Genomic DNA, 17,402 nt, shown 5'->3' with positions numbered 1-17,402 from the left:
CTAAGCAGGAGTGGATTGATGAAATACAACATCTTAGGAAAAACCGACCTACGGGTCTCCCGCCTTTGCCTGGGTTGCATGACGTTTGGCGAACCCAATCGCGGCAATCACGCCTGGACGCTACCTGAAGAAAGCAGCCGCCCGATAATCAAACACGCCCTTGAGGGCGGCATTAACTTTTTCGATACCGCCAACAGCTACTCCGCTGGCAGTAGCGAAGAGATTGTCGCTCGCGCGCTGCGTGATTTCGCCCGCCGCGAAGATGTCGTGGTCGCTACCAAGGTTTTTCACCAGGTGGATGATTTAGCGGAAGGTTTATCCCGCGCACAAATCCTGCGCTCAATCGACGACAGCCTCAGACGCCTGGGTATGGACTATGTGGACATCCTGCAAATTCACCGCTGGGATTACAACACGCCAATCGAAGAAACGCTGGAGGCTCTAAACGACGTCGTGAAAGCCGGTAAAGCTCGCTATATTGGCGCCTCATCCATGCACGCTTCGCAGTTTGCCCAGGCTCTGGCCTTACAGAAGCAACACGGCTGGGCGCAGTTCGTCAGCATGCAGGATCACTACAACCTAATCTACCGCGAAGAAGAACGCGAAATGCTGCCGCTTTGCTATCAGGAAGGCGTGGCCGTCATCCCATGGAGCCCGCTGGCGCGCGGTCGCCTGACGCGTCCCTGGGGAGAAACGACCGCACGTCTGGTTTCCGATGAAGTCGGTAAAAATTTGTACAACGAGAGCGATGAAAACGACGCGCAAATCGCCGCACGACTGACCGGTGTCAGTGAGGAGTTGGGTGTAACGCGGGCACAGGTTGCGCTGGCCTGGCTGCTGAGCAAACCCGGCGTGGCAGCGCCAATTATTGGCTCTTCACGCGAGGAACAGCTGGATGAGTTGCTCAACGCTGTAGATTTAACGTTGAAACCGGAGCAGATTGCCGAGCTGGAAACGCCGTACAAACAGCATCCGGTAGTGGGATTTAAGTAAGCGCGGATGTAAATTGTAGACCGGATAAGCATAGCGCATCCGGCACTGATCGCCCGATGTCGCGGCGCTTATCGGGCCTACAATAGCCCCTGAAAAGGGTTAAATGATACCTACCGGCCAGTGATGGCCGATAAAATACAAAATTCCGGCAGAGAGTATTCCGGCCACAATATCGTCGATCATAATCCCCGTGCCGCCATGCACGTTGCGATCGAACCAACGAATCGGCCACGGCTTCCACATATCCAGAATACGGAAAATCACAAATCCGGCGGCAACCCACTGCCAGTCGTTGGTCGGCAGCGCCATCAGGGTAATCCACATCCCGACAAACTCATCCCAGACTATGCTACCGTGATCGTGCACGCCCATATCTTTCGCCGTTTGATGGCACAGATAAACGCCGATACAGATAGATAACATCACCACCAGCGAATACAGCTGCCACGGCAGAAAGGTCATTAAATACCAAAAAGGGATCGCCGCCAGCGATCCCATCGTGCCAGGAACAATTGGGCTCAGCCCGCTGCCAAAACCGGTGGCTAACAGGTGCCACGGATTGCGCATACTCAGGCGGCTTTTGGCGACATCTTTTTTAAGGCGCGGCAAAATGGTCATATCCTTTCCAGTCAAACGTGACGGGTTTTCCATCGCGCGTAAAGTGAATGCCTTCCACGTCCGCGCTCATCTGCCCAATGCAGGTAAACGCTGCGCCGAGATTTCCCAGCGCCACGTCCAGCGCACCACGATTAATTTCCGGTACGGTAAAGCATAACTCATAATCTTCACCGCCCGAGAGCGCCCAGCGCAGGGCCTGTTCCGGCTCAACGTGCTGTGACAATGCCGTGGAGTATGGCAGCACATCAACGTTAACCCGTGCGCCACAGCCGCTGGCATTAACGATGTGCCCCAAATCGGAAATCAAACCGTCGGAAATATCGATAGCCGCACTGGCCAGATCGCGCAGGGCTTGTCCCTGCAAAATACGCGGCGTGGGACGCAGATGGCGTTTCAGCAGATAGTCCGCGTCTGTTGCATCTGCAACCTGCAATCGGTTCTGCAAAATCGCCAGCCCGGCCGCACTGTCACCCGGCGTGCCGGTAACATAAATCCAGTCACCCGGTTTCGCGCCAGAGCGTTTTAAGGCCCGCCCAACGGGGACGTAGCCATGGATACCCAGCGTCATCGACAGCGGCCCACGCGTGGTGTCACCGCCAATCAGCTGCATATCATAGTAATTGAGGAGTTCAAACAGGCCATCGCTGAAGGCTTCCAGCCAGGCTTCATCGACGTCAGGTAACGTGAGCGCCAGCGTCAACCACGCAGGATCTGCCCCCATCGCCGCCAGATCGCTCAAATTCACCGCCAGCGCTTTCCACGCGAGATCGGTCGGATCAATGTCGGGGAGGAAGTGGTTACCTGCCACCAGCGTATCGGTACTGATCGCCAGCGTTTGTTTTTCAGGGATGTTCAGAAGTGCGCAGTCGTCACCAATACCGGTTTCGACATCAAGACGGGACGTTCTTACGCGGTCAAAATAACGGGCAATCAGGGAAAACTCGCCGCATGCCATACGTTATGCCTCAGCAGAAAAAAAAGAAAAAGCCGGGGACAGCGGAAACAGGTTCCACCATCCAGCCGGCCTCGGGATTACTTTTTGTTGGGGCGAATCACAGGTGCTGCTTTATCCAGTACGCCGTTCACGAATTTGTGGCTATCTTCAGCGCCGAAGGTTTTTGCCAGTTCAATCGCTTCGTTGATGGCCACTTTGTACGGCACATCACTACGTTTAGACAATTCAAACAGCGCAATACGCAGTACAGCTTTTTCTACCTGACCCAGCTCTTCCAACAGACGAGACAGATAAGGCTTCATTAATCCATCCAGGTACGCGCTGTTAGTCGCCACCCCGGACAGCAGTTCACGGAAATACAGAACGTCGACATCTTTAACGTCCTGTTCCGCCAGGAACTGGTATTCAACATCAGCGATGTCGTTCTGGGACAACTGCCAAGAGTAGAGCGCCTGGACGGCACACTCACGGGCGCGGCGACGAGCAGCAGGTTTCACGGATTTCCCCTTACAAAAATCAGGCCTTGATGGCTTTCAATACATTAATCATTTCAAGCGCAGTCAGTGCAGCTTCTGCGCCTTTGTTACCGGCTTTAGTGCCAGCACGTTCGATGGCTTGTTCAATACTTTCGGTGGTCAGAACACCGAAGGCTACCGGAATGCCACTGTCCTGAGCGACATGCGCCAGGCCATTGCTTGCACCGCCAGCCACATATTCGAAGTGCGCGGTACCGCCACGGATCACCGTACCGAGCGCAATCACCGCGTCGTATTTACCGGTTTTTGCCAGTGCGTCGGCCGCCAGTGGCAGCTCATATGCACCTGGAACCCAAACAACGGTAATGTTTTCATCTTTAACCTGGCCAATACGTTTCAGGGCGTCGATAGCACCTTCCAGCAGGCTGTCATTGATAAAGTTGTTGAAACGCGCAATGGTGATGGCGACGCGAGCGTCCGGGGTAGCAACGTTAGCTTCAATAATGTTCATATTCTTCCTTCGGGTTCGATTTATGGCCCCGTAAGGGGGGCGGATTTTATCATAATATTCTGTGCGCTGCTTCCTCTAAATCAGAAAGCCTCACGCAGTCGTTAAATGCAGGCAAACGTCCGGGCCCACCTGGCGTATCTCATTGAATTTGAAATGGGGTGCGTCAGCCAGTTTCTCAAGGCCTGGAAGCACACATAATCCTCTCGCATCGCTGCCTAACAGTTTAGGCGCAACATAAACGATTAGCTCATCGACCAAACCGGCCTGTAATAATGCCCCTGCGAGCGTTGGGCCTGCTTCAACCCAAATGCTGTTAATTTGCTGTTTGCCCAGTTGCATCATTAGCACCACCAGATCCAGATGCCCGTTATGTTCCGGCACCTTCAGGCTGCGCACCGTCTCCGGCCAGCTACGAGGGTCATCTTCAGTCCGGACAATCCAGGTTTCTCCAGGCTGTTGCACAATTTGGTGCTCCGGTGTGACCTGATTCTGGCTATCAAGAACAATGCGGATTGGCTGGCGCAGCTCTTCCTGCGGGTAACTCGCCTGCGTTGACTCCCCAAGCTCCGACCAACGCACGGTAAGCTGAGGGTCGTCTGCCAGCACCGTCGCACTGCTGGTTAAAATGGCATGGCTTTGCGCACGCAAGCGTTGCACATCGCGGCGCGCCTGTGGTGAGGTAATCCACTGACTTTCACCGCTGGCCATCGCCGTACGGCCATCAAGCGACGCGCCAAGCTTAAGCTGCAGATACGGGAATCCCGTACGCATGCGCTTGAGGAAGCCTTTATTCAGTTGCTCAACTTCGCTCATCATCAGCCCGTGGCTGACGTCGATGCCCGCCTGCTGTAAACGGTAGAGCCCACGTCCTGCGACCTGCGGATTGGGATCCTGCATCGCCGCAACCACACGCGACACCCCCGCCGCAATCAGCGCATCGCAACACGGCGGCGTGCGACCATGATGACTGCAGGGTTCGAGCGTCACGTAGGCAGTTGCCCCCTGCGCTTTTTCTCCGGCCATCCGCAGAGCATGAACTTCGGCATGCGGTTCGCCCGCACGGTGATGATATCCTTCACCGACGATCTCCCCATCTTTCACAATCACGCAGCCCACGTTGGGGTTGGGGTGAGTGGTAAAACGTCCGCGCGCAGCAAGCTTCAGCGCGCGCGCCATGTACAATTCATCCTGCATGGCTTAGTCCTGTAGGCGAGCAATCTCTTCGCCAAATTCTTTGATATCTTCGAAACTCCGGTAGACAGAGGCAAAGCGGATGTAGGCGACTTTATCGAGCTTTTTCAACTGCTCCATCACCAGGTTGCCAATCATCTTACTCGGCACCTCACGCTCGCCCGTCGCACGCAGCTGTGATTTGATATGGTTTAACGCCATTTCGACGTCATCTGCGCTGACAGGCCGTTTCTCAAGCGCTCTGAGCATGCCGCTGCGCAGCTTTTCTTCATTAAAGGGTTCACGCACATCGTTGCTTTTCACAACGCGCGGCATGACAAGTTCAGCCACTTCAAAAGTGGTGAAACGTTCGTTACAAACCAGACACTGCCGACGGCGGCGTACCGAGGAGCCCTCGCCTACAAGACGAGAGTCAATTACCTTAGTGTCTACGGCGAAACAGAATGGGCAATGCATACGGCGTCCTGTACCTCAGTGGTTAACAGAATCTATTTTACCCTGAACTGCCGTGACAACAAAGGCGCTGCGCTTTTGAGACAAAGGATCGATGCCTTCGTGCTCAGTGCACACTACCATTATGCTATCGCGACAATGAAGGAAGTAATCACAATGACAAGACGTTACCTAAGAATTCTCCTGGTGGGAAGTCTCTTTAGTCTTAGTGCCTGCGCACAGCAAAGCGAAGTACGCCAGATGCATCAAAGCGTTAGCACGTTGAATAAAGAGATGACGCAGCTTAATCAGGAAACTGTAAAAATTACGCAACAAAATATGTTGAATGCAAAATCAACCAGCGGCGTCTATCTGCTACCGGGTTCCAAAACCCCGGCACGACTGGACAGCCAGATTGGCACCTTACGCATGTCGCTGGTGAACATTGCACCGAACGCCGATGGTACGCGCCTGACGCTACGGATTCAGGGTGAATCCAACACGCCTTTACCCGCTTTTAGCGCCACCGTCGAGTACGGGCAAATTCAGGGCACCACGGACAACTATCAGGAAGTGAACGTTCATAACCAGTTGGTCAACGCTCCGGCGAGTATTCTTGCTCCCAGCGACGTAGACATTCCGTTACAGATAAATGGCCTCACTCCAGATAAGTTAGGATTTGTGCGCATCCACGACGTCCAGCCTGTTAGCCAATAAACTTTTTTGCGGAACGTTTTGTGCGTTCCGCAACATCACTCTGCTCCATTTTGTTACTCCCCTGACATAACCGATATTTCTGGTAAAACTTGGCAACATTCTTGGGAGCCAGTACAATTCGCCGCCTAAAGTACGCAAACGTGAACGCAATCGATTACGTAAATGATAGAACTGTGAAACAAGACATATTTTTGTGAACAATGATTTTTATAATAGGCTCCGAAGAATTACGAAATATTTAGAAACGCAAATTGCGCATTTTTCACTCCCGAAAGGGATTTCAAACAGTGGCATACATATGAAAAAAACATTACTTGCAGCCGGTGCAGTGCTGGCGCTCTCCTCGTCTTTTACTGCCAACGCAGCAGAAAATGACAAACCGCAATATCTGTCCGACTGGTGGCACCAGAGCGTTAACGTGGTGGGTAGCTATCACACCCGTTTCTCCCCGAAACTGAACAACGACGTGTATCTGGAATACGAAGCGTTTGCTAAAAAAGACTGGTTTGACTTCTATGGCTACATCGATATTCCGAAAACCTTCGACTGGGGTAACGGCAACGATAAAGGTATCTGGTCTGACGGTTCCCCGCTGTTTATGGAAATCGAACCGCGTTTCTCCATCGACAAACTGACCGGTGCTGACCTGAGCTTTGGTCCGTTCAAAGAATGGTATTTCGCCAACAACTACATCTACGATATGGGTGATAACAAAGCCAGCCGCCAGAGCACCTGGTATATGGGTCTGGGTACCGATATCGATACCGGTCTGCCGATGGGTCTGTCTTTGAACGTGTATGCTAAATACCAGTGGCAGAACTATGGCGCATCCAACGAAAACGAGTGGGATGGCTACCGTTTCAAAGTGAAATACTTTGTGCCGATCACCCAGGTTTGGGGCGGCCAGTTGACCTACATCGGCTTCACCAACTTCGACTGGGGCTCAGATTTGGGTGATGATCCGAACCGCACCAGCAACTCTATCGCGTCCAGCCACGTCCTGGCGCTGAACTACGATCACTGGCATTACTCCGTCGTAGCGCGTTACTTCCATAACGGCGGCCAGTGGAAAGGTGGAGATACCCTGAACTGGGGCGAAGGCGATTTCAGCGCGAAATCTACCGGTTGGGGTGGTTACCTGGTCGTAGGTTACAACTTCTAATCCAGACAATGTTTCGCAGACAAGCCAGCTTAACCGCTGGCTTTTTTATGGCTGGTCTTCACAGCGTACTTTACGCAAAAAGTCACTTAGCGAGCGATCTGCCGATTCGCGAAAATGCCTGTCGAGTGGCGTAATCTTCAGACATCGATCAACGCGAAAGCAACGATAATCGTCACGCTTCTCGCACCAGCCAACCAGCAGCCAGTGCTCGCCCCAGAAAAATAATCCCAGCGGCTGAACGTCGCGCCAGGAGAGGTTCCCGGACTCATCGCGATAATGCAGCGCCAGCACCTGCTGTGCTGAAACCGCGCGATGTATGAGATCGAAGGCACTACGTGAATGCGGCTGATTACCAAAATCTGGCGCGAAAATCCGCGTTTGCTCGGCTCTGCGCCGACTCTCTGGCGGCAATATCGCCAACACTTTTTCCTGCGCGGATTCCAACGCCTGTGAGAGTGAATCCCCACCCCATGTTTTCAGCAACCGAATCGCTACCATCAATGCTTCTGATTCGTGATGCGTTAACATCAACGGCGGTAGATCAAACCCGGCCTTTAAGCGGTATCCGCTGCCCACTTCGCCTTCAATAGGCACGCCGGATAAAGAGAGATCGCGGATATCGCGATAAATCGTCCGTTCAGAAACCTCAAGACGCTCTGCCAGCAGCGCCGCCGTTGTCACTCGCCTGCCACGCAGGATTTGCACAATCTGAAACAAGCGGTCGGCGCGTCTGCTCATTTTAATCCTCAGTGCTGAAAATATTACGCGGGTTGATGTAAACCAACACGATTGCCTTCGCTGTCAGTAAATAGCGCAATCGTACCAATGTCCTGCCCCAGTTCGAGTGGGCCAAACACACACTGACCGCCAGCAGTGGCGACGCGTTCAAGCGTTGCAGCCAAATCGTCCGTATGCAGATAAATAATAGCGCCCTGCGCTGAAGGCGTAATACCATCAAATTTAGCCAGCGCCCCGCCGGGAGCGGGATCCTGATGCGGAAATACGGCGAGCTCAGCGCAGTCCATGTTCTCCCTACGCAAAGAAACCTGCATCACTGGCTCATAAAAAGCGATGGCGCGATCCATTTGTGCCACGGGGATTTCAAACCAATTAATTACGTTGCTCATACTTCCTCCTGCCTGTGTGGGTAATCTCAGGAGGACTATAAGACAGGGCTACTGACAGCATACTGTCAGTAGTGTGGCGACAGGAAAAGATAATTACCTGTCGCTAATTCACAGGCAAAAAAAATCCCGACCTTGCGATCGGGATTCCAGTATCTTCACTCCTGGATGGGTTAAGGCAGAATCGACGGTTGATCCGCCCCTTCTTTCTCGACCTTCTGCTGCAGCATGTGCTCACGCTTCATACCCAGCTTCAGCGCCAGCGCCGAAGCCACGTAGATAGAAGACGCAGTACCGATGGAAACACCGATCAGCATCGTCAGTGAGAATCCTTCCAGTACCGGACCACCGAACAGGAACAGCATCAGAATAACCATCAACGTTGTACCGGACGTAATCAACGTACGGTGCAGCGTTTGAGTCAGTGACACGTTAAAGATTTCGTAAGGCGTACCGCGACGAATTTTGCGGAAGTTTTCACGAATACGGTCAGATACAACGATACTGTCGTTCAGCGAGTAACCGATTACCGACATCAGTGATGCGACGATAGTCAGGTCAATCTCGATATGGAACAACGACAGGATCCCAAGTGTGATAATCACGTCGTGCGCCAGCGCGATAACTACCCCTGCCGCCAGTCGCCACTCAAAACGGAAACCGACGTACACCAGGATGGAGATCAACGCCGCCATCAGCGCCATCGCACCGGTTTGCGCCAGGTCTGCACCCACGCTCGGACCCACGAATTCAATTCGCTTCACCGCGGCGTTTTGGTTGGTGGATTCGTTAATCACACTCAACACTTTACTACCCAGCACCTGACCGCCGTCTGCACCTTCAGTTGGCGGCATACGTACCATAATGTCGTGGCTGCTGCCGAAGTTCTGCAGAAGCGGATCAACGAAGCCCGCTTTCTCCAGCGCATCGCGCATCACGTCCATATCGGCCGGTTTTTCCAGCGTGATTTCAATAACCGTACCACCGGTGAAATCGAGACCCCAGTTAAACCCGCGTACGCCCATCACCACGATGGCCGCAATCAGCAGGAAACCTGAAATGCCGAAAGCCCAGTAGTCCCAGCGCATAAAGTCCCAGACTTTACGGCCGTGGTTCAATTGTTCAACAGTATATTCCTGTGCCACTTCGCACTCCTCAGATTGACAGCTTTTTGACGCGCTTGCCGCCATACAGCAGGTTTACGATGGCACGTGTACCGACAATCGCGGTAAACATCGACGTCGCCACACCAATACCGGTAGTAATCGCGAACCCTTTAATTGCCCCGGTGCCCACTGCGTACAGGATGATGACCTTGATCAGCGTCGTAATGTTCGCATCAAAGATGGAGCTAAATGCGCCCGCATAACCTTCATTGATGGCCTGCTGCACCGAACGCCCGTTACTCAACTCTTCTTTGATACGTTCGTTGATCAGTACGTTCGCATCGACCGCGACAGCAAGGGTTAAGACGATCCCCGCAATCCCCGGCATACTCAGCGTAGCACCCGGCAGCAACGACATAATACCGACAATCAGCACCAGGTTAGCAATCAGCGCACTGGTCGCAATCAGACCGAACTTCTTATAGAAGAAGATCATGAACAGGATAGACACCACCAGACCGGCCAGACATGCTTCCAGACCCTGTTTAATGTTCTGCATACCCAGGGTTGGGCCGATGGTACGTTCTTCAACAATCTGAATTGGCGCAATCAACGCACCGGCACGTAACAGCAGGGAAAGCTGGCGTGCTTCGTTCGGGTTGTTGATACCGGTGATACGGAAGCTGTTACCCAGACGAGACTGGATATTGGCGATGTTAATCACCTCTTCCTGTTTCACCAGTACTGCACGACCGTTAGCATCTTTCTTACCGCTGTCTTTGTACTCCACAAACAGGGTCGCCATCGGCTTACCGATGTTGTCCTTGGTGAAGTTGGACATGATGTTACCACCTGCGCTATCCAGCGAGATGTTAACCTGCGGCTGATTGTATTCGTCCTGGCTGGAAGTAGAGTCGGTGATATGGTCACCGGTCAGGATCACGCGCTTGTACAGCACAACTGGCTGACCTTCACGAGACTGTTTCACTTCCGAGTCACCCGGTACACGCCCGGATGCCGCAGCGGACTGGTCAACGTTGGTATTTACCAGACGGAATTCCAGCGTCGCGGTTGCGCCCAGAATTTCTTTCGCACGCGCGGTATCCTGAATACCCGGCAGTTCGACCACAATGCGGTCAGCGCCCTGACGTTGTACCACCGGCTCAGCAACACCCAGTTGGTTAACACGATTACGCAGAATGTTGATGTTCTGCTGTACCGCGTATTCACGGGCTTCGCTCAGGCGCGCATCGGTCATTACCGCACGCAGAGCATTGCTGCCCTGGCTGGAAATAACCAGATCCTGGTGACGTTTGCTCAGGTAAGAGATAGCTTCATCACGGGCGCTGCTATCACGGAAAGTGATGCTCAGACCGTAGTTATCTTCTTTGCGAACAGTAGTATAAGGAATGCCTTTTTCACGCAGATCGCTGCGCAGGCTATCGATATTTTGTTCCTGCAACTTACTCAGCGCGGTGTCCATATCCACTTCCATCAGGAAGTGAACGCCGCCACGCAGGTCAAGACCGAGTTTCATCGGTTCTGCGTGAATGGCAGCCAGCCAGCGTGGGGTTGCCGGAGCAAGGTTAAGCGCCACGACGTACTGATCGCCCAGTACGCCCATTAATACTTCACGTGCGCGCAGTTGGGTATCAGTGGAGTCGAAGCGCGCGAGAATAGCACCCTCTTCCAGAGCCACAGACTTAGGTGTGATTTTATCTTCTTGTAACGTTTTCTGGACCTGGATCAGCGTTTGCTCACTGGCGGCGGCACCGCGCACGCCAGTGATTTGAACAGCCGGATCCTCACCATACAGGTTGGGAAGCGCATAGAGCAGACCGACGACAATAACGACGATCAGCATGACATACTTCCACAAAGGATAACGGTTTAACACGGCAGTTCCCTTTGGGAAAACAATAAATTACAGCGCCTTCATGGTGCCTTTCGGCAGAACGGCAGCTACGAAATCACGTTTGATAACCACTTCAGTGGTGTCGTTCAGCGCGATAGCGATGTAGCCAGATTCTGCTACTTTAGTCACGCGACCCACCAGACCACCGTTAGTCAGTACTTCATCGCCTTTCGCAATGGAGTTCATCAGGTTCTTGTGTTCTTTGGTACGCTTTTGCTGTGGGCGCAGGATCATAAAATAGAAAATCAGACCAAACACCACCAGCATCAGAATCAGAGACATCGGGCTGCCCTGCGCCGGAGCACCTGTTGCCGCTACCGCATCAGAAATAAAAAAGCTCATTCAAATTCCCTCATTATTAAAATTAATCAACGTTCACAGGTGGAACTGGTCTACCCTGACGTTGGTAAAAATCGGTCACGAAGCTCTCTAATTTACCCTCTTCAATAGCCTTGCGTAAACCCGCCATCAAACGCTGGTAGTAGCGAAGGTTATGAATCGTGTTGAGTCGCGCGCCCAATATTTCGTTGCAACGGTCGAGATGATGCAAGTAAGCGCGCGAATAATTGCGACAGGTGTAACAATCACACTCAGCATCGAGCGGACTGGTGTCGCTTTTATGTTTCGCGTTACGAATTTTTACCACGCCGTCAGTCACAAACAAATGACCATTACGGGCATTTCGCGTTGGCATCACGCAGTCAAACATATCGATACCGCGACGCACGCCTTCAACCAGATCTTCTGGTTTGCCGACGCCCATCAGGTAACGCGGTTTATCTGCCGGAATCTGCGGGCAAACATGTTCCAGAATGCGGTGCATATCTTCCTTCGGCTCACCGACAGCCAAACCGCCGACAGCGTAGCCATCAAAGCCGATATCTACCAGACCTTTGACGGAGATATCACGTAAATCTTCGTAAACACTGCCCTGAATGATGCCAAAAAGCGCATTTTTGTTGCCGAGACTATCAAAACGGTCACGGCTGCGCTTCGCCCAACGCAAAGACATCTCCATTGAGCGTTTAGCATAGTCCCAGTCGGCCGGATACGGTGTACATTCGTCGAAGATCATCACGACATCGGAACCGAGATCGTATTGAATCTCCATCGACTTCTCGGGATCGAGGAAAATCGGATCGCCGTTGATCGGGTTACGGAAATGCACGCCCTGCTCGGTTATCTTACGGATATCGCCCAGGCTGAACACCTGGAAGCCGCCGGAGTCGGTGAGGATCGGCCCTTTCCACTGCATGAAATCGTGCAGATCGCCGTGCAGTTTCATGATTTCCTGACCCGGGCGCAGCCACAGGTGGAAGGTGTTGCCGAGGATGATCTGTGCGCCGGTTGCTTCAACTTCTTCCGGCGTCATGCCTTTCACGGTGCCGTAAGTACCGACCGGCATAAAAGCAGGCGTTTCTACTACGCCACGTTCAAAAACCAGGCGGCCGCGGCGAGCGCGACCGTCTGTGGTATCCAGTTCAAATTTCATTTTTTCTCCTGCATCAGAGAGACAGTCTGATGATTAAACTTTCCCCACGGAATCACTCCACGGAGTAAAAATATATTAACCCACTGGCGAAGGCGCAATCGGCGCAGCCAGTTTGGGGGCGACCAGCGCACAGCCACCGGAGCGTACACGCAGTACGAGAGGATGGCGAGCACTGCCCGACATCAAAATGGCAAGTGAGATAGCCTTCTCACGGTCGCTCAGAAATAGCCTGCGGATTGTACGTGATAAACATGGCATCCCCGTAACTAAAAAAGCGATATTCCGCTTTTACCGCTTCATGATAGGCGTGCATGGTGTTTTTATAACCAGCAAATGCGGAAACCAGCATAATCAGCGTCGATTCCGGCAGGTGGAAGTTAGTGACCAGAGCATCAATCACCTGATATTTATAGCCTGGATAAATAAAGATTTGTGTATCGCCGAAGAACGGCTCGATGAGATCGTTTTTGGCCGCCTGCGCCGCACTTTCCAGCGAACGCACGGAGGTGGTACCTACCGCAATCACGCGATTACCGCGCGCTTTCGCCGCCAGCACCGCGTCCACCACATCCTGCGGCACTTCCGCATATTCGGAATGCATAATGTGGTCTTCGATGGTGTCTACGCGCACCGGCTGGAAAGTACCCGCGCCAACGTGCAGGGTGACGAACGCCATTTCAATGCCTTTATCGCGCAGTTTAGCCAGCAGCGGATCGTCAAAATGCAGACCCGCGGTCGGTGCAGCGACGGCACCCGGTTTTTCGCTGTATACGGTCTGGTACAGCTCGCGGTCGGCGTCTTCATCCGGACGGTCGATATATGGCGGCAACGGCATATGGCCGATGGCGTTGAGGATATCCAGCACGCTGCGTTCGTCGTTAAACTCAACTTCAAACAGCGCGTCATGGCGGGCGACCATTGTCGCTTTAATACTTTCGTCGTCGCCCAGCAGCAGCTCGGCACCCGGTTTCGGCGCTTTCGAGGCACGAATATGCGCCAGAATACGTTTGTCATCCAGCATACGCTCGACCAACACTTCAATCTTGCCGCCGCTGGCTTTACGACCAAACAGACGCGCAGGAATGACGCGGGTGTTGTTAAAGACCAGCAAATCTCCAGGGTTGAGCTTATCGAGCAAATCGGTGAAAGTACCGTGCGTCAGCGCGCCCGTCGGCCCGTCCAAAGACAGCAAGCGGCAGCTACTGCGCTCAGCTTGCGGATAGTGGGCAATCAGGGATTCGGGTAATTCAAAGGTGAAATCGGTAACGCGCATGACACTGACTCAGACTAAAATAAGAGGCGGGTAGTCTAGTGCCGGGGCGTTCTCCCTGCAACCTTTACCCCTCTGGATAAACGTTTAACTATGAATTTTCTTGCACATTTGCATCTCGCTCACCTTGCCGATAGCTCGCTTTCCGGCAATCTGCTGGCCGATTTTGTCCGGGGTAATCCGGAAACGCACTACTCGCCTGATGTGGTAGCAGGCATCTTTATGCATCGTCGTATCGATGTGATGACCGATAACTTACCGCAGGTGCGTGAAGCCAAAGAGTGGTTTCGTAGCGAAACGCGCCGCGTCGCGCCGATTACGCTGGACGTTATGTGGGATCATTTTCTGTCGCGCCATTGGTCGGAAATCTCACCTGACTTCCCGCTGACGGACTTTGTGCGCTATGCCCGTACCCAGGTAACCACTATTTTGCCGGAATCGCCGCCGCGCTTTATCAATCTGAACAACTATATATGGTCAGAGAAATGGCTTGAGCGCTACCGGGACATGGATTTTATCCAGAACGTCCTGAACGGCATGGCCAGCCGCCGTCCACGGCTCGATGCCCTACGCGACTCATGGTATGACCTCGATACGCATTACGATGCGTTAGAAGAACGATTCTGGCAGTTTTATCCGCAAATGATGGAACAGGCGCGGTGCAAAACCCTTTGATCGCAGCCCGTATTCCCCGCCGGATAAGCAGTAGCCACCGTCCGGCAAAAGATTGATAGACAAAACCTGTCTCATTGATTGCCAGCGCCTCTTTGTCTTATTCCCGAACACTCTCTATACTGGCCCGCGTTGCGTTCCAAAAACCCCTTAACTTTGCAGGAGAATTATATGGTACTGGTAACTCGTCAGGCTCCGGATTTCACAGCAGCTGCGGTACTGGGTAGCGGTGAGATCGTTGAAAACTTCAACTTCAAACAGCATACCAACGGTAAAACCACCGTTCTGTTCTTCTGGCCGATGGACTTCACCTTCGTTTGCCCATCTGAACTGATCGCATTCGACAAACGTTACGAAGAATTCCAGAAGCGCGGCGTTGAAGTTGTTGGCGTTTCCTTCGACTCTGAATTTGTCCACAACGCATGGCGTAACACCCCTGTCGACAAAGGCGGCATCGGTGCAGTGAAATACGCAATGGTTGCTGACATTAAACGCGAAATCCAGAAAGCCTACGGCATTGAGCACCCGGAAGCGGGCGTTGCGCTGCGCGGTTCTTTCCTGATCGACGCTAACGGCGTTGTTCGCCACCAGGTGGTTAACGATCTGCCGCTGGGTCGTAACATCGACGAAATGCTGCGCATGGTTGACGCGCTGCAGTTCCACGAAGAGCACGGCGACGTTTGCCCGGCACAGTGGGAAAAAGGTAAAGAAGGTATGAACGCGTCTCCGGACGGCGTGGCAAAATACCTGACCGAGAACGTTTCCAGCCTGTAATTGGCATGAATCGACGAAAGGCCCGCAAATGCGGGCCTTTTTTATTGTTCGCAGATCAGATAAGCGATTGCGTCACTTTCCGTTAGTATCGCCAGTGACGATACGCTTATCCAAACCACAATTAAAACGCGAAGCAGGAGCAGCCAAGCGCGCCCCAGAAAGCCCGGTCATCTGACACCGGAATCCCCGATTTCCGCGCAATATCATGCTGGTGACCGTGTACACCGCAGCTACCGCAGCACTGGTGCATCTGCACCATTGCGCCAATTTTCGCCGCAGCAGGTGGCGCTGAGCGATAGTGCCCCGGCACCTTCACTACCGGCGACCAGTCCGGCACAACCGGAATAGCAGGTGGTGCCAGCGGGGTGAAATGCCCGGCGGCGTAAACCACTTTGCCATCAACAATGGTCATTACCGACTCAATACCTTTAATCTCTTCTTCCGGCACGCTGAAGTAATCTTTGGACAGCACCACCAGGTCGGCCAGTTGATCTTTCTCGATGCGCCCTTTCTTACCCTGTTCGCTGGAGAACCAGGCGCTACCGGCCGTCCACAGTTCCAGTGCCACATCGCGTGGCAGGCGATTGTTATCATCGTACATTGCCATCCCGCCAACGGTACGGCCCGAAACCAGCCAGTACAGCGCGGTCCACGGGTTGTAGCTGGCCACGCGGGTGGCGTCAGTCCCCAGCCCGACCGGAACGTCAGCCGCCAGCATTTTCGCCACCGGCGGCGTATGTTTAACCGCGTCTTTGCCGTAGCGATCGACAAAATACTCTCCCTGGAACGCCATACGGTGCTGGACCGCAATCCCGCCGCCCAGAGCTTTTACACGCTCTATGTTCCGTTCGGTAATTGTTTCGGCGTGATCGAAGAACCAGTGCAGGCCATTGAACGGGATATCACGATTAACTTTCTCAAACACGTCCAGCATTCGGCTGATGGATTCATCGTAGGTAGCATGCAAGCGGAACGGCCAGCGGTGCTCAACCAGGTGTCGCACCACGCGCTCCAGCTCATCTTCCATACCTTCCGGCAGATCCGGGCGTGGCTGGAGGAAGTCTTCAAAATCCGCGGCCGAGAAAACCAGCATTTCCCCTGCCCCATTGGCACGATAGAAGTCGGTTCCCTGCCCTGGCTTGAGCATATCGGTCCAGCGTTCAAAGTCTTCCAGTTCCTGCTTCGGACGCTGGGTAAACAGGTTGTAGGCAATACGCACCGTCATCTGTTTGTTGGCGTGTAACTGCTCAATGATCTCGTAATCTTCCGGGTAGTTCTGGAACCCGCCGCCCGCATCGATGGCGCTGGTCAGTCCCAGACGGTTCAGCTCGCGCATAAACTGACGGGTCGAGTTAACCTGCATTTCCAGCGGCAGTTTTGGTCCCTTTGCTAGCGTCGAGTAAAGGATCATCGCATTCGGTTTAGCGATCAGCATTCCGGTCGGGTTGCCGTTGCTATCACGCACAATCTCACCGCCCGCCGGTTCCGGCGTCGCTTTGGTATAGCCAACCGCTTTCAGCGCGGCGCGGTTGAGCAAAGCCCGGTCGTAGAGATGCAGAACAAAAACCGGAGTATCAGGAGCGGCTTCATTCAGTTCTTCGAGGGTTGGCATGCGACGTTCGGCAAACTGGAATTCACTCCAGCCGCCCACCACGCGTACCCATTGTGGCGACGGCGTTCTGTCAGCCTGGTCTTTGAGCATGCGTAGCGCGTCCGCCAGTGACGGCACGCCCTCCCAACGCAATTCCAGGTTGTAATTCAGTCCACCACGAATAAGGTGCAGGTGCGAATCGTTCAGGCCAGGGATCACCGTATACCCTTGCAGATCGATAACCTGCGTCCCTTCAGCGGCAAAGCTCATTACCCGTTCGTGGCTACCGGTCGCCAGAATCTTTCCGTTGGCGATCGCCACCGCCTCGACCTGAGGACTTTGTCTGTCGAGAGTATGAATTTTTCCGTGAGTCAGAATCAGTGTGGCAGTTTGAGACATAACA

General features: G+C 53.4%; 19 protein-coding genes. 5 read left to right on the top strand and 14 right to left on the bottom strand.

Translation table 11 applies throughout. The features are described from left to right. Positions 1-18 precede the first annotated feature (18 nt). Positions 19-993: a 1-deoxyxylulose-5-phosphate synthase YajO gene (yajO, locus tag OGY37_RS16340; protein WP_286621254.1), complete on the top strand. Its 975-nt coding sequence runs from the start codon at positions 19-21 to the stop codon at positions 991-993. A gap of 99 nt (positions 994-1,092) precedes the next feature. On the opposite strand, the gene pgpA is transcribed toward yajO, so the two are convergent. The 6 genes from pgpA to nrdR form a co-directional block, all read right to left on the bottom strand. Further along, complete coding sequence (gene pgpA, locus OGY37_RS16335; RefSeq protein ID WP_003021578.1) at positions 1,093-1,611, bottom strand: phosphatidylglycerophosphatase A; 519 nt, start codon at positions 1,609-1,611, stop codon at positions 1,093-1,095. Next, positions 1,589-2,566, bottom strand: coding sequence for a thiamine-phosphate kinase (gene thiL, locus OGY37_RS16330; protein ID WP_126319044.1), 978 nt, complete (start codon positions 2,564-2,566; stop codon positions 1,589-1,591). The genes pgpA and thiL overlap by 23 nt, the downstream gene beginning before the upstream one ends. Before the next feature lie 77 nt (positions 2,567-2,643). After that, complete coding sequence (nusB, locus tag OGY37_RS16325; protein WP_000801129.1) at positions 2,644-3,063, bottom strand: transcription antitermination factor NusB; 420 nt, start codon at positions 3,061-3,063, stop codon at positions 2,644-2,646. 19 nt (positions 3,064-3,082) lie between these two features. After that, positions 3,083-3,553, bottom strand: a complete 471-nt coding sequence (gene ribH / locus OGY37_RS16320) for a 6,7-dimethyl-8-ribityllumazine synthase (RefSeq protein WP_003021575.1) — start codon at positions 3,551-3,553, stop codon at positions 3,083-3,085. 90 nt (positions 3,554-3,643) lie between these two features. Further along, positions 3,644-4,747 (bottom strand): bifunctional diaminohydroxyphosphoribosylaminopyrimidine deaminase/5-amino-6-(5-phosphoribosylamino)uracil reductase RibD, encoded by a 1,104-nt coding sequence (gene ribD, locus OGY37_RS16315; protein ID WP_286621253.1) that lies wholly within the window; start codon positions 4,745-4,747, stop codon positions 3,644-3,646. Positions 4,748-4,750: 3 nt separating this feature from the next. Then, entirely contained in the window at positions 4,751-5,200 is a 450-nt protein-coding gene (gene nrdR, locus OGY37_RS16310) for a transcriptional regulator NrdR (protein WP_003021571.1), read from the bottom strand. Positions 5,201-5,353: 153 nt separating this feature from the next. Here nrdR and OGY37_RS16305 point away from each other — a divergent pair, with 153 nt between their 5' ends. After that, a complete protein-coding gene (locus OGY37_RS16305) occupies positions 5,354-5,893 on the top strand; it encodes a SadB/YajI family lipoprotein (RefSeq protein WP_197385229.1) in 540 nt (179 codons plus the stop codon). A gap of 298 nt (positions 5,894-6,191) precedes the next feature. Next, positions 6,192-7,055, top strand: coding sequence for a nucleoside-specific channel-forming protein Tsx (locus OGY37_RS16300; RefSeq protein ID WP_003021561.1), 864 nt, complete (start codon positions 6,192-6,194; stop codon positions 7,053-7,055). 45 nt (positions 7,056-7,100) lie between these two features. On the opposite strand, the gene OGY37_RS16295 is transcribed toward OGY37_RS16300, so the two are convergent. The 7 genes from OGY37_RS16295 to queA form a co-directional block, all read right to left on the bottom strand. Beyond that, positions 7,101-7,793, bottom strand: coding sequence for a helix-turn-helix transcriptional regulator (locus OGY37_RS16295; protein WP_286621250.1), 693 nt, complete (start codon positions 7,791-7,793; stop codon positions 7,101-7,103). Positions 7,794-7,816: 23 nt separating this feature from the next. Beyond that, positions 7,817-8,182, bottom strand: coding sequence for a VOC family protein (locus OGY37_RS16290; RefSeq protein WP_003021554.1), 366 nt, complete (start codon positions 8,180-8,182; stop codon positions 7,817-7,819). 170 nt (positions 8,183-8,352) lie between these two features. Then, on the bottom strand, positions 8,353-9,324 hold the full coding sequence (secF, locus tag OGY37_RS16285) for a protein translocase subunit SecF (protein WP_003021550.1): 972 nt from the start codon (positions 9,322-9,324) through the stop codon (positions 8,353-8,355). Positions 9,325-9,334: 10 nt separating this feature from the next. Then, positions 9,335-11,182: a protein translocase subunit SecD gene (gene secD / locus OGY37_RS16280; RefSeq protein WP_003021547.1), complete on the bottom strand. Its 1,848-nt coding sequence runs from the start codon at positions 11,180-11,182 to the stop codon at positions 9,335-9,337. Between the two features lie 27 nt (positions 11,183-11,209). Next, entirely contained in the window at positions 11,210-11,542 is a 333-nt protein-coding gene (gene yajC / locus OGY37_RS16275; RefSeq protein ID WP_003021544.1) for a preprotein translocase subunit YajC, read from the bottom strand. Between the two features lie 22 nt (positions 11,543-11,564). After that, on the bottom strand, positions 11,565-12,692 hold the full coding sequence (gene tgt / locus OGY37_RS16270) for a tRNA guanosine(34) transglycosylase Tgt (RefSeq protein WP_063941300.1): 1,128 nt from the start codon (positions 12,690-12,692) through the stop codon (positions 11,565-11,567). A gap of 208 nt (positions 12,693-12,900) precedes the next feature. Next, entirely contained in the window at positions 12,901-13,965 is a 1,065-nt protein-coding gene (gene queA / locus OGY37_RS16265; RefSeq protein ID WP_032942525.1) for a tRNA preQ1(34) S-adenosylmethionine ribosyltransferase-isomerase QueA, read from the bottom strand. Positions 13,966-14,055: 90 nt separating this feature from the next. Between queA and acpH the strand changes: the two genes are divergently transcribed. Both acpH and OGY37_RS16255 read left to right on the top strand, forming a co-directional pair. After that, a complete protein-coding gene (gene acpH, locus OGY37_RS16260) occupies positions 14,056-14,637 on the top strand; it encodes an ACP phosphodiesterase (RefSeq protein ID WP_003830978.1) in 582 nt (193 codons plus the stop codon). Between the two features lie 168 nt (positions 14,638-14,805). Then, positions 14,806-15,408 (top strand): peroxiredoxin, encoded by a 603-nt coding sequence (locus OGY37_RS16255; RefSeq protein ID WP_003021524.1) that lies wholly within the window; start codon positions 14,806-14,808, stop codon positions 15,406-15,408. Between the two features lie 121 nt (positions 15,409-15,529). Here the strand turns inward: OGY37_RS16255 and OGY37_RS16250 are convergent, their stop codons facing one another. Beyond that, a complete protein-coding gene (locus tag OGY37_RS16250) occupies positions 15,530-17,398 on the bottom strand; it encodes an amidohydrolase (protein WP_286621248.1) in 1,869 nt (622 codons plus the stop codon). Positions 17,399-17,402: the final 4 nt, after the last annotated feature.

This window comes from Citrobacter sp. Cpo030, from assembly GCF_030333005.1.
GTDB lineage: Bacteria > Pseudomonadota > Gammaproteobacteria > Enterobacterales > Enterobacteriaceae > Citrobacter > Citrobacter portucalensis.
The sequence above is the reverse complement of the archived record's forward strand: the minus strand, read 5'-3'. Positions and strand labels throughout refer to the sequence as shown.

What these genes read in the sequence shown, in the direction of transcription:
- yajO (WP_286621254.1), top strand. Translation starts at nt 19, where the DNA reads ATGAAATACAACATCTTAGGAAAAACCGACCTACGGGTCTCCCGCCTT.
- pgpA (WP_003021578.1), bottom strand. Translation starts at nt 1,611, where the DNA reads ATGACCATTTTGCCGCGCCTTAAAAAAGATGTCGCCAAAAGCCGCCTG.
- thiL (WP_126319044.1), bottom strand. Translation starts at nt 2,566, where the DNA reads ATGGCATGCGGCGAGTTTTCCCTGATTGCCCGTTATTTTGACCGCGTA.
- ribH (WP_003021575.1), bottom strand. Translation starts at nt 3,553, where the DNA reads ATGAACATTATTGAAGCTAACGTTGCTACCCCGGACGCTCGCGTCGCC.
- ribD (WP_286621253.1), bottom strand. Translation starts at nt 4,747, where the DNA reads ATGCAGGATGAATTGTACATGGCGCGCGCGCTGAAGCTTGCTGCGCGC.
- nrdR (WP_003021571.1), bottom strand. Translation starts at nt 5,200, where the DNA reads ATGCATTGCCCATTCTGTTTCGCCGTAGACACTAAGGTAATTGACTCT.
- OGY37_RS16305 (WP_197385229.1), top strand. Translation starts at nt 5,354, where the DNA reads ATGACAAGACGTTACCTAAGAATTCTCCTGGTGGGAAGTCTCTTTAGT.
- OGY37_RS16300 (WP_003021561.1), top strand. Translation starts at nt 6,192, where the DNA reads ATGAAAAAAACATTACTTGCAGCCGGTGCAGTGCTGGCGCTCTCCTCG.
- OGY37_RS16295 (WP_286621250.1), bottom strand. Translation starts at nt 7,793, where the DNA reads ATGAGCAGACGCGCCGACCGCTTGTTTCAGATTGTGCAAATCCTGCGT.
- OGY37_RS16290 (WP_003021554.1), bottom strand. Translation starts at nt 8,182, where the DNA reads ATGAGCAACGTAATTAATTGGTTTGAAATCCCCGTGGCACAAATGGAT.
- yajC (WP_003021544.1), bottom strand. Translation starts at nt 11,542, where the DNA reads ATGAGCTTTTTTATTTCTGATGCGGTAGCGGCAACAGGTGCTCCGGCG.
- tgt (WP_063941300.1), bottom strand. Translation starts at nt 12,692, where the DNA reads ATGAAATTTGAACTGGATACCACAGACGGTCGCGCTCGCCGCGGCCGC.
- queA (WP_032942525.1), bottom strand. Translation starts at nt 13,965, where the DNA reads ATGCGCGTTACCGATTTCACCTTTGAATTACCCGAATCCCTGATTGCC.
- acpH (WP_003830978.1), top strand. Translation starts at nt 14,056, where the DNA reads ATGAATTTTCTTGCACATTTGCATCTCGCTCACCTTGCCGATAGCTCG.
- OGY37_RS16255 (WP_003021524.1), top strand. Translation starts at nt 14,806, where the DNA reads ATGGTACTGGTAACTCGTCAGGCTCCGGATTTCACAGCAGCTGCGGTA.
- OGY37_RS16250 (WP_286621248.1), bottom strand. Translation starts at nt 17,398, where the DNA reads ATGTCTCAAACTGCCACACTGATTCTGACTCACGGAAAAATTCATACT.